This window comes from Paenibacillus agaridevorans, from assembly GCF_018604145.1.
GTDB classification, from domain to species: domain Bacteria; phylum Bacillota; class Bacilli; order Paenibacillales; family Paenibacillaceae; genus Pristimantibacillus; species Pristimantibacillus agaridevorans.
Window position 1 is genome coordinate 7,937,773 of the sequence record NZ_CP075889.1, and the last position, 11,930, is coordinate 7,949,702.

8 protein-coding genes and 1 pseudogene are annotated in these 11,930 nt (G+C 49.3%); 8 read left to right on the forward strand and 1 reads right to left on the reverse strand.

Annotated features, from left to right (window positions below):
- Positions 1–186 precede the first annotated feature (186 nt).
- The 4 genes and pseudogenes from KJW29_RS31845 to KJW29_RS36350 form a co-directional block, all read left to right on the forward strand.
- Entirely contained in the window at positions 187–882 is a 696-nt protein-coding gene (locus tag KJW29_RS31845) for a response regulator transcription factor (RefSeq protein WP_214627608.1), read from the forward strand.
- Positions 872–2,332, forward strand: coding sequence for a sensor histidine kinase (locus KJW29_RS31850; RefSeq protein ID WP_214627609.1), 1,461 nt, complete (start codon positions 872–874; stop codon positions 2,330–2,332). The genes KJW29_RS31845 and KJW29_RS31850 overlap by 11 nt, the downstream gene beginning before the upstream one ends.
- Positions 2,333–2,412: 80 nt before the next feature.
- A complete protein-coding gene (locus KJW29_RS31855) occupies positions 2,413–3,534 on the forward strand; it encodes a TolB family protein (RefSeq protein ID WP_214627610.1) in 1,122 nt (373 codons plus the stop codon).
- Positions 3,535–3,636: 102 nt separating this feature from the next.
- Positions 3,637–3,771: pseudogene (locus KJW29_RS36350) on the forward strand (mRNA-degrading endonuclease); the annotation flags it as partial.
- A 503-nt stretch (positions 3,772–4,274) separates the two neighbouring features.
- Here the strand turns inward: KJW29_RS36350 and KJW29_RS31860 are convergent.
- Positions 4,275–5,852: an extracellular solute-binding protein gene (locus KJW29_RS31860; RefSeq protein WP_214627611.1), complete on the reverse strand. Its 1,578-nt coding sequence runs from the start codon at positions 5,850–5,852 to the stop codon at positions 4,275–4,277.
- A 159-nt stretch (positions 5,853–6,011) separates the two neighbouring features.
- On the opposite strand from KJW29_RS31860, the gene KJW29_RS31865 reads away from it, so the two are divergent.
- The 4 genes from KJW29_RS31865 to KJW29_RS31880 all read left to right on the forward strand — a co-directional run bounded on the left by KJW29_RS31865 (position 6,012) and on the right by KJW29_RS31880 (position 11,915).
- Positions 6,012–8,249, forward strand: coding sequence for a helix-turn-helix domain-containing protein (locus tag KJW29_RS31865; protein ID WP_214627612.1), 2,238 nt, complete (start codon positions 6,012–6,014; stop codon positions 8,247–8,249).
- 281 nt (positions 8,250–8,530) lie between these two features.
- Positions 8,531–10,030 (forward strand): ABC transporter substrate-binding protein, encoded by a 1,500-nt coding sequence (locus KJW29_RS31870; protein ID WP_214627613.1) that lies wholly within the window; start codon positions 8,531–8,533, stop codon positions 10,028–10,030.
- A 66-nt stretch (positions 10,031–10,096) separates the two neighbouring features.
- Entirely contained in the window at positions 10,097–11,047 is a 951-nt protein-coding gene (locus KJW29_RS31875; protein ID WP_246608466.1) for a carbohydrate ABC transporter permease, read from the forward strand.
- 31 nt (positions 11,048–11,078) lie between these two features.
- Positions 11,079–11,915: a carbohydrate ABC transporter permease gene (locus tag KJW29_RS31880; RefSeq protein ID WP_108992994.1), complete on the forward strand. Its 837-nt coding sequence runs from the start codon at positions 11,079–11,081 to the stop codon at positions 11,913–11,915.
- Positions 11,916–11,930: the final 15 nt, after the last annotated feature.

Consider the following 11,930-nt stretch of genomic DNA (forward strand, 5'->3'; position numbering starts at 1 on the left):
TGAGCAATATTGCACAATGGGCAAATATTTAATATATTGTGAACGTTTCACGATCCAAGCTTCATTGTTCTAGCCTCTGTCACAATGTTGAGGTTAAACGTTTATTTGCTTAGATGGATTTTGGTTCCAGCCGGAAACCCCTTATAATAGAAGCAGACGATAACGACATGGGGCAGGTGAAATGCCATGCACGAATCAATCATGGTCATCGAGGACGAAAAAGCGATCGCGGATGCGATCGCCTATGCCTTAAAGCGCGAAGGGTATACGGTGGAGGTCATCGATCGCGGGGATCTGGCGGCGAAACGGTTAAGCGAAACTCGGCCCGACGCCATTATTCTGGATGTGATGCTGCCCGGCATGGACGGCTACGACGTGCTAAAGAAGCTGCAGGATAAGGGACAGATCGGCGTCATCATGCTGACGGCCAAGGAAGACATCGTAAACAAGGTGCTAGGGCTGGAGCTCGGGGCTGACGATTACATGACGAAACCCTTCGATATGCGGGAGCTGCTCGCGCGGCTCAAGTCCCTGCTGAGGCGGATGCAGGCCGTCGGCGAGAAGAAGGAGCCGGGAGAGATCCAGCTTGGCGGAGTGAAGGTGCATGTCGCAAGAAGATCGGTTGTCGCGGGAGAACAGAAGCTGGAGCTGACGCCCAAGGAATTTGATTTGATGGCGCTGCTGGCCTCGAATCCCGACAGAGTGTACGCAAGGGAACAATTGCTGGACCTGGTGTGGGGGATGGACTATTACGGCGGTACGCGTACGGTGGATATCCATGTGCAACGGCTTCGCAAGAAGCTGGGACCGGATCATGGCGAGATCATCCAAACCGTGCACGGCATCGGCTACAAGGCGTCCGGAGGATACAGTGAGAATTAGCATCAAGCTGAAGTTCAGTCTGTTCCTCGCCGGTCTCCTGTTGCTTACGGTAATCGTGCTCAGCCTGCTGGTCCTGCAGGGAATCGAACGGAATCAGCGCGCGCAGACGGAGGGGCTCCTCGCGCAGCAAGCCGACACGGCGAACGTCTATCTCTACCAGTCCATCATGGCGGCATCCAGCAAAGTGCCCGAGACTTATCTAAAAACCAAAGGCGCGGACTTCGGCGAGCAACTGGAGAAGCTGGTCAGCGGGCAACCGGTTGTCTTGTACGATGGGAGCGGCTCCGTTATAAGCAGGAGGACCGCGACTCCTCCATCCGCGAGCGTCAAGCAGACGCTGGCTTATGCGCTGGAGAACAAGACAGCTTACTTGGTGGAAGGGGACTCCATGTATTATTTGACCCCTTTGCGGGTGTTGGGCGAGCAGGTCGGCGTCGTCCAGTTCTATTATTCCCTCGGCGACCATCAAGCCTTTTATGACGAAATCAAGCAGTTGTTCATCTATATCGGAGCCGGCGTATTCGTGCTTAGCTTTTTATTGGCTTATCTGTATTTCAACTCGTTCGCTCGGGGCATCATCAGGCTTAACGATACGGTAGGCCGTATTCGGGAGGGACAGTTCGGGGCCCCGGTCATAAAGCGCAGGGACGAGATCGGAGAGCTTGGCGCCGGCATTGCCGCCATGAGCGAACGTCTTATGCTCACGATGCGGGATAAGGACCAGGAGCGGGAGAAGCTGTCGCTTGCGGTTCGCAAGCTGTCGGAGCTGGACCGTCAGCAGAAGGAATTTATCGGCAACGTTACTCATGAGTTCAAGACGCCGCTGACTTCCATTAAAGCTTATCTTGATCTGCTCGACATGTATCCCGACGACGAGGAGCTGCTGGCCACGGCCAAAACCCACATTGCGGGCGAGACGCAGAGGCTCTACGAGATGGTGGAGAAAGTGCTGCAATTATCGGCGATGGAGAAGTACGATTTTGAATACAGCAAGGAACGGCTCGAGGTTGCCTCAACGATTGGGTCGGTGCTGGACGGCCTTAAGGGAAAGATGGACAAGTTCGGGCTTACGCTTACGACGGACTTGCGCGAAGCTTATATAGAAGCCGACAAGGATTACATGAATATCGTGCTGGCGAACCTGCTGGACAACGCGATCAAATACAACAAGGCAAACGGCCGCATCCGCGTCAGCAACGTCGCCTTGGACAATGAGGTCGTCATCGAAATTTCCGATACGGGAATCGGCATTCCGGAAGGGGTAGCGGATAAAATTTTCGAAGCGTTTTATACAGTGGACAAAAACCGATCAAGGGAGCATGGCGGCGCGGGGCTAGGCCTGTCGCTAGCGAAGCGTTATGCCGAGACGCAGGGAGGCGCCATCTCCATCGCGAAGTCGGATGGCAGCGGTACAACGTTTCGAATCGCGTTCCCGATTCAAACCCGATAAGATTGTTTACAACTTGGAAACAACTCTTCGTTCATTCGCAACAAATGGTTGGTATTGTAAGCATCAAGGAGGCGATCACATTGAACAAAACAAAATTAGCCATCATGGCATGCGTACCCGCATTGCTGCTTACAATAACCGCTTGCAGCGGGGATGACGGAGGAAACCGCGAGATCATTCGGGAGCCAGGGAAAACCATCACCGTCATCGATAATGGGGGCAAGACTCCAGCGGCCGGACCGGCCATTACGATTGGGGGCATACAGCGATACGAGAAGGTGGATATATTCGGCTGGGTGGACGAGGACACGGTCATTATATCCAGGGAAAACGAGAAGTTGGCGAAGATGGAGCTGTCGGAGCTGTCGGATTCCTACCCGCGCAGTCTGTACAAGTTTAATCTGAAGACGAAAGAACTCGTGCCGCTGAAAGAACAGGAGAACGTCTTTTTGGGAGCGGCCAGCTTGTCGCCGGACAAAAAACAACTGATCTACCAAGAGTACACGCTTGGCGATCCCGTTTTTTATGTCATGGACCTGGAGACGTTGAAGTCGTTCCGTCTATCCGGCGAACCCATCGGAGGGGCTATGAGCGCCAGGTGGACGGACGATGGCAGCGTCATTGGCGCCTCGTACGCCGGCGGGGCCTTCACGTCTACCAAGGGCGGAGACCTTGCAAAGATGCCGGAGCTGGAGGAAGAAGGAGCATTGATCCTCGTCGCCAAGCTGGGCAGCAAGGTCTTGTACAACTCCAATGCGAATGAGACGTTAAGAGTGCTGGATCTGGACACCAAAGCGATCAAGGACATGGGATTGGGCGCCGTGAGCAACATCATTCCTTCGCCTGATGGGAAGCAGCTGCTGGTGGAACAATACGAAGGCTCCAAGGTGAAGCTGTTGCTCTGCGATCTGGACGGAGGCAACGCGAAGACGATCGCGGAAGGAGCGGAGCTTGGCGGAATCTCCTGGTCGGCGGATCAGCGGCTGATTGCATACGGCATGCAAGCCGAGGTGAGCGGCGCGACAGTCAAGGGCCTGTACGTTCACGATTTGCTGTCCGACGAAGTTACCCGGATCGCGGCCGACGTCGAAAACGTGGCAAACACCTCGTGGAGCCCGTCCGGCGACGCGTTGTCTTACTCGGTGTGGAATGGCAGCGGCTACGAAAGCAGCGTCGTCGAGATTCGTACGTCGCAAGAATAATAATAAGCGGAAACGGAGTCTCCGAACTTCGTGATCGCCTGGCGAGAGCAGTGGTCGGGGTGCGGCATTTACACCCCGACCACAACATTATTTTCTGAGGAATTGGTATTTAACGGGGTGATTTTGACGGATCAGGTCAAAAATCTCGATTGGCGAGCACTGCGTATAGATGTCGTCGGTAGAGCTCCCGATGAAGTAGTCAATGAGTGCCTGGATAAAATACGCACTTTTTTGTAAGTCGGCTCCATTTTGTAGCCCGTATTGTTCACTCTTTGTTGCATAGGGCTTTGCAAAGCCTAAGGTCGCTCATCTCCAAGAGGCCCACCGTATATCGCAATGGAAAATAGAGGGAAAATCTCCCTTTAATCTGGAAAAATCGGAATATCGGCTCCGCTTAGAGGGAAAACCTCCCTTTAATCGGGGTGGTTCGACCAGAAAACAGTGATTCGGCCAGAATTAGAGGGAGGATTTCCCTCTAAAGAGCAAGCATAGGCGGAGACGAGGGTATTAGGGGGAGTTTTTCCTCTTATTCGAGAGACCAAACAGACAGGAGTGACGCCGTTGCTTCTTTCTGGCGCCAGCACAAAAAGGACCGTCAGGATGATCTATCCTGACGGTTTTCCTTGCTACAATAGATTTATAAGTTTTCGAGAACTCGAAGACGAAATTCTATTTGGCGATAAATCCTCCCGTTAAACGCAGTCGCTCATCACTGAGAGGCCACGATAGAGGATTTCTTATTATTGGGCTGCCTCTCGCACCTGCTGCTCAAAATTGGCGATAATTTCATTGCCATAATAGTTATTCATCAGGTCGGCATGGTATTCCGGCCAGCGCGCGCCCGATTTATCGTAGAAGAGCAGCTTTTTCAGCAGTTCATTTTGCTTGGTACGAAACACGCCGACATCAATGCCGATCGGCGGCGATAACGTGACGCCCAGCTTAGGTCTTGCGGGCATTTGGGCCAGAAATTCTCTGATTTGCTTGTCTCGCTCGGTCAAGCGCGGATCGATAATCTGCAAGCCAAGCGCCATAGGGGTTTCGGGCGTGAAAAAACGCCAGATGGATAACCAGTCCAAGTCGCCAGAATCGACTGTTGGGCCGCTATTGTTCAAGAGAGTTATCGTGTTGCCGCTCCGTGTGTAGTGTTTCCCCTCCAATCCGTAATGGGTCAGCAGAAAACCTTCCTCGCTGCCAAGCCAATCCAGTATGGCGATAATCTGCTTGGCCTTTGCCGGCGCTTTATCCACAACTTTCTTGGAAAAAACGAACGGAGCGCCAGGCGAAGGGATCGTTCCTAACGGTTCGCGGCCAAGGGGGTTGAAAGGAACCCAGTTGGCTTCGGGATTGTAGGCGCGGGATAGAGACTGCAGGCTGCCAGGGTTGGCATCCAACGCAAACTCCGCCGTTTGCCCAAACACGATGCCTATTTTTCCTTTAATCGCCTTTTCCACATGCGCTGATCCTGCATTCAAAAACCAATCTCGGTCAACCACGCCCGCATCAACAACTTTTAAAATATCCTCGACCACAGCTTGCATTCGCAAATCGGATTCCATGTCAATTAATTTATCCTTGCTCATGTAAGCGGGATAGACGAGCCCGTGAAGGCCGTACTCCGGCCAATCGGTAGTGAGGCTGTTGCTGTTGCCGGATACAGAGAAGCCATACGTGTCCTGCAGCTTGTTGCCGTCAGGATCATCGTAGGTAAAGGCATGCAGCACCTCGATATATTCCTCGTAGTTGGAGGGCAGCTTCAAGCCTAGCGCATCCAGCCAATCTTGACGAATATAGTAACTGCGATAAGAATTTTTGTCATAAGGGAGCGGCGCGCGAGAGAAGCGGTTATGGATGCGATATTGCTTCAATTCCTTCTCGGTGACCCAATACTTGAAGTAATTCGGCATGGAGGCAGGGGAAACGTAAGGGCCCAAATCGGCTAGTACGCCATATAAGGCCAGCGTAGCCCCCAGATCCTCGGATTGTTCAATCCACATGTCGGGCGGATCATTGGCCAGCAGCTTTGCTTCCAGCTCTGCGGCGTAAGCTGCACCGGATGGGGCGCTCAATAGCTGCACCTGAACGCCAAATTTCTCCTCAATCGCCTGCAGGACGAAATCCTCGCCATCGGCAGGAAGGGAAGCTTGAGGATTGGCAGGAACAAATAGCGTAATTGTTTTGTCCGACACAGGGTCGGCCGCCGATATCGAATGCAGCAGGGGAACCTGCCGTGAATTCATAACCCAGACAAGGGCGCTCAGTAGAAGAAATGGCGCTACAATAAAAATTGCAATGTAAGTTCGACTAATCGTGCGCATGTTGTCCTCCCCGCCATGTACTGTAGCGCTTTCAAAACAGGATTGATGATTGTACATCGCCTGTGCTTTAATTATGTTAAACGAATTATAGGGGAAAATCAACGAACTTGACATCAAAAGCAGGACTGGCCGGTAAGGCGGTATGAAAGAGGGAGCAGCATGAAAAGCAACTGGTTCAATCGTTTGCTGATATCTTATTTGCCTATTTTTTTTATTATCAGTCTAAGCTTGTTATTTATGACCTATTTCACTTTAAATGAAATGTCTCGAGATGCCGCCATCCGTGCAAATCAAGCTTTGACAGGCAATATTGCCAAGTTGTTGGATAGCAATCTCGCAAGCATTGATGCGCTCATGCTCTATGAGATCCGCAACAATGCCAGCCTGCGGGATTTTTTCTCCGATGGAGCGGGACCGCAGCAACAGTTAATCGATGTGCAGGCGTCCGGTTTCTTGAAAGAATTTGTGCAGAACAATCCGATGCTGCATTCCCTGTACTTGTATCGTACACCCGATATGACGGTGCTTACGCCAGCTACGCGTACGAAGCTGGAGCATTTCGCGGATCGCCAGCATATTGGGCTGATGGTGAACAGCAGCGAGCTTTATAAGTGGACGGCACGTGCTATTCCCACGGATGGCGGGGATCAGGATACAGGATTGCCAGTCATTAGTTTGGCGAAAACCGCCAACTTGAAAAACTTGAGCATCATGGTTGCCAATGTGCGCATCGAACTGCTCTACGAATGGATTACAAGCATGGTAGATAAGCAATTGACATTTGTCCATATTATAGATCCACAGGGCAATATCATCGTCTCTACTGTCGAGGCTGCGAAAACGGGCACAGCGGCCAGCGCCAAGGATGTGCTATCGACAACCTCCTCGGAGCAGACAGGCTGGATTATCGCCAGCGGCAACCGCGACGTCGGCTTGTTTTCTTTTGTTTCCTCCCAATTCTATTTGTGGATGGGGGGAGCTGCTTTTATTGTGGTAGCAGGCTTTTCTTGGATTGTTTTTGTATCCAGGCGGCAATATAAACCGATTCAGGGCTTGATCAGTCTGGCTGCGCGTGCCAGGCAAGGACAAGCCTCCGCCTCGGTTGCCGTTGCAGAGGATGAATTCAAACTGATTGGTTCGGCCATCGAGGAGTTGCTTGACGAGTCGAATGCCTTGCAGGAGCAGCAGAAGGAACTATCCATTTATCACAAGCGCCATCTGTTTCTCAGCTTGATGGAAGAGGTTCACACGGAAGCCAATTTCGGGTCTTATTTGACAGAGGAAATGCTGCGGCTTGGGATAGACAAACCGACGACGGGCACGATGGTTGCTATCGTCGAAATCGATAGCTACGAGGAGTTTGCCAACCAGTATCGGGATGACCAGCACTTGCTGAAATATATTCTTGGCGCCGCCATCAAGGAAGTGACGGAAAATAAACCCTATACCGTTTGGACAGAATGGATTTCAAATGCCAAATTGGGCGTCCTGTATTTGTTCCATGATGGGGAGAGCGAGCAAGAAGCGTATGAGCGCAGTGAGGAGCTGCGCGACTGGGTTGCCAATAATATGGACTTTACGGTTACAATCGGCATCGGCAGCATGGCGCAGCGGTTAGAGCTTACGGCAGAATCGTTTCAAGGGGCGATTGCGGCTATCGGCTATAAATTCTCACTCGGTATGAACCGCCTTATTTGTTCAAGCGATATTAGCGCCCAGCCCAAGGGGGAACTGTTTCGGCAATTGCAATATGTGCGTGTCATAAGCAAATCGATAAGGCAAGGCGAGGACAAGTGGCAAGCCTACTACGAAGAGATGCTGCAAGTGTTAAGCGGGCAATTAAACACTCGGGAAGATGTCATTAATTTGATGCAAGCGTTGACTGGTTACTTACAGAAGGACATGGCTGAACTAGGGGATGAAATTTATGCGATGTGGATGGAGGAAGTCCATCCGTCACTGCAATTGATTCTAGAAGAAGAAACGCAAAAGGAAGTTGTTCATGCCTATCAGCAGCAGTTAAAAAAGGGTTTTGAGCAAATCCGTCAGTTGCGTGAAAGTAAACTGGCACATCAGCAGATGCATGTTATCAAACAATACATTGAGGAACAATATAACAACGCCGATCTGTCGCTATCCCATCTTAGCGATGTATTCAATTTTAGCACCAGCTATTTGAGCCGTCTGTTTCGTGAAGCCTTCGGCATGAAATTCATTGACTTTGTTACCAGGGTACGGATGGAAAAGGCAATTGAATTGCTTGCCGAAACGGAGGAAGCCATTCAGGATATCGGACGTGCAGTCGGTTATGACCAATCGTTGACCTTTATCCGGGTGTTTAAAAAGTATACGGGGGAGACACCGGGGCAATATCGAAAGAAACTTTGGACGGAATAAGGGGCAGGATCAAGAAGGCGACCATCAAGTTAAAGCCATAAATGGCGGTGCAATCTCCATTGCATCGCCATTTTTTGCGCCGTTTTATAAGGAAAGTATAAAAAAAGGCTATTGTATATAAAAGGTCTATCGACGGTTTTGCAGCCTGGGTAGAGGTTTCATCTATATCAAATAATTCGTCTATGTACATAAGCAATTTGCGGATGTTACGTTGGCAAGGCAATCGTAATAACAATTCATTTGGAAAGGGGATCAACATGAAAATGAAAGGGAGAATGAGAATGGGTTTGAAGCAAGGAATGAGAAAAACGGGGTTTCAGTTTGTTTTGATTAGTTTATTGATTGTCGGATTGTTATCCGCCTGCGCCGGTGGAAACAACACAGGGGGGAACGGCAACGCCGGGAGCGGGCAGCAGGAAAATGTAAATCCGGAAAGCAGCTCTAATAGCGGAGCCGATTCTTCGACCGGAGTGTATGCAGAGAATGGCTTGTCGAAAGAGGAGAAAGTTACTCTAAAATTGGCCTTCTGGGAAAATGGCGGCGGACGGGAATGGATCGACCACGCTATTGAAACGTTTACGGCAAAGTTTCCAAATGTAACTTTTGATGTTACCTACTCTCCGACGATTGAAACCATCATCGCTACCAAAATTGCAGCCAATAACGATAGCGATATGTATGATATTTTTTCTACCTCGATAGCCGGGGAGGGCATACATCAGAGTCTGGCTGCCGCCAAGAAAATAGAGCCTCAGGATGATCTGTGGGATCGCAAAACCTATGATAGCGACAAAACGTTGCGAGAACAGCAATCCGGTGTTTATGAAGGAACGGGCAGTATAGAAGGCATTATGTACTCGTTGCCAACAACGCAAAGCGTTACCGGATTGTTTTTTGATAAAAATCTATTCGAAGAAAAAGGATGGAATCAAAATCCCCGCACCTGGTCGGAGTTCATTGAACTGGTAGATACGATAAAGGCGGATGGACTTACTCCAATTACTTATCCCGGCAAATATCCGGCTTATCTGAATTTCAGCTTCGGCTTGGCCCAACAATATTCTATCGCCGAAGCTAATGGCAAACTGGACGAATTTAATGATGTATATCGCAATTATAAGCATCCTTACTTTACTCGCGAGGAGACCAAGCAACTCTACAACAATATTTATGAGTTAGGTAAAAAGGGAGCTTTTCCGAACGGTGTTGCGGCTTTAACACATACGCAATCGCAGATGCAATTGCTGCAAGGCCAGGCTGCGATGGCTTCCACGGGGGAATGGGTACAAAATGAAATGAAGGAGTCTACGCCAAATGGCTTCCAATGGGGCTTCATGCTTGTGCCGATGACCGAGAATCCGGATGATACCAAGTATCATATGAGCTATACCCAGGGCGGCCACTATATTTGGGCGGCTAAACCGGAGTTGAACAAGCAATGGGCAAAAGAATTTATCGTTTGGCTCTGGAACCTGGACGTGCAATCTCTTGTTGCGGAAAAAGGAGGCTCTCTGCCTGTTCGCAGCGATTTTATGAATAACCCGGAATTGGTAGAGAAATTGCAAGATGCCCCCAAGGCGGTTATGGAGTATATGAAAAACAATCAAGTGAAAGGTGCCAGCTTTTCTCGTGATGGTGTAGTTTCCGATATTAATGCCGATCGAGCTAACACGATTGTGACGGAAATGCTTAATGATGTGGCTTTGGGCAGGCTTGACCCGGCTGCCACATTGCAGGAAGCGGATGACTTGTTGAAAAAAGCAATCGAGTCAGTAAAATAATAGCTGGCTTTGGTCAGGCGCTTGCTGCGGAGGCAGCGCTTGGCCATACAGAAGGAGAAGAATAAATTGATTCAAAAACAGGAGCGTGCAGCATCGCTAAATTATGGAAATCGTCCGGGTTGGAAAAGCAAAGAAGCTTCGCAAAAGTGGATATTTATTTTAATGGCCACGATTCCGGCATTCGGCGGTTATCTATTATTTACACTCTATCCGAATCTACTGTCGGTGTACTACGCGTTGCTTGACTGGGACGGCATCCGCGAACCGAAATTTGTCGGTATTCAAAACTTTATCGTCATGTTTGAAGATCCATTCGTCTGGCGGGCGCTAAAAAATAATGTACTATATGGCGTTATCGTGCCGCCGTTTGTCATTGTCGTATCGATCTTGCTGTCTTACATTTTGGTATATAAGAGCTATCGTATGAATGCCGTTTACAAGGTGCTATTTTTTTTCCCGAATGTGCTGTCTGTCGTCGCGGTAGCCCTCTTATGGGCATTTATATATGATGGATCATTCGGCATCTTAAATGCCGGTTTGAAGCTGGTTGGCATTGACGTTGGCAACTATTATTGGCTGGGGGAAAAAAGCACCGCTATGTGGGCCATTATTCCGCCGACGGTATGGTGGGCAGTGGGCTTCTACTTTGTCATTTTTATGAATGCCATGGTCGGAATACCCAAATCGCTTTATGAAGCTGCTATTTTGGAAGGGGCCTCTCATAGACAACGGCTTGTGCAAATTACGTTTCCGCTCCTCATGCCGATTATTCGGGTCTCGGCGATCTTTCTCATGTTAAGCATGTTCAAAGGCTTTGAAAATATATTGATTTTAACAAATGGCGGACCTTCGGGATCTACCAATGTCATCGGACTCTACATGTTTAATATTGCTTTTGGCACGGGCAATCATAATTATGGTTATGCATCAGCAATCGGGATGTTTCTGTTCGTTATTCTCGTATTGGCGAAGCTGCTCATTGATAAGCTGACTGCTGGCCGGGATGCGGAGTATTAAGCTTGCTTCGCAAGGTTTGGGAGGATTTGTTGTGAAAGAAAAAAAATCAATTGCGGATTGGCTGTGGAATCTTGCGCTTCTGTTATGGGCGCTAACCATTATTTTTCCATTAGCCTGGATTTTTTATGAGTCGCTGAAGACGAATCAGGAGTTTTTTCAAGATGTGTGGAAGCTGCCTGGCCAACTGATTTGGCAAAATTATTCGGATGCCTGGAACGAATACAGAATCGGGCAGGCAATGCTTAACACCGTTTATTATGTTGGCGTTAGCCTTATAATCGGCACTTTTCTGACAGCGATTAATGCATATGTGTTGACTCGCATGCAATTTAAGGGACGCTCGGTCATGTGGGGACTTATTATGTTGTCCCTATTTTTACCTGGCATTAATGCGCTTGTACCCCAGTATGTGCTAATGCGCGATCTGGGGCTTACAAACAGTCTGACAGGCCTTATTATCCTCGATAGTTTTAGTGAAAGCGCTTTTTACCTCATGATGTTAGGCGGATTTATGCAATCCTTGCCCAAGGAATTGGAAGAGAGCGCATCTATTGACGGCGCTTCCATATTTCAAACGTTTTTTAGAATCATTCTTCCGCTGTCGACTGCGGGGATTGTAACGGTTGCGATCTTTAAATTTTTGAATTTGTACAATAACTTTTTAGGTCCGTTTATTTATCTCAGCGATCCGGACAAGTATACGGTTGGCGTAGCCATGTATCAGGCGAATCAGATTATGCATTACAAGTCCGACTGGGTAACGTTATTTGCCGGGCTGATGATTACGATGGTGCCACTGATTGTTATGTATATGGTGTTTCAGAACCGGGTTCGGGAAGGAGCCACATTAGGGGCGATAAAAGGGTAGCTGCCTGCTGGCAAA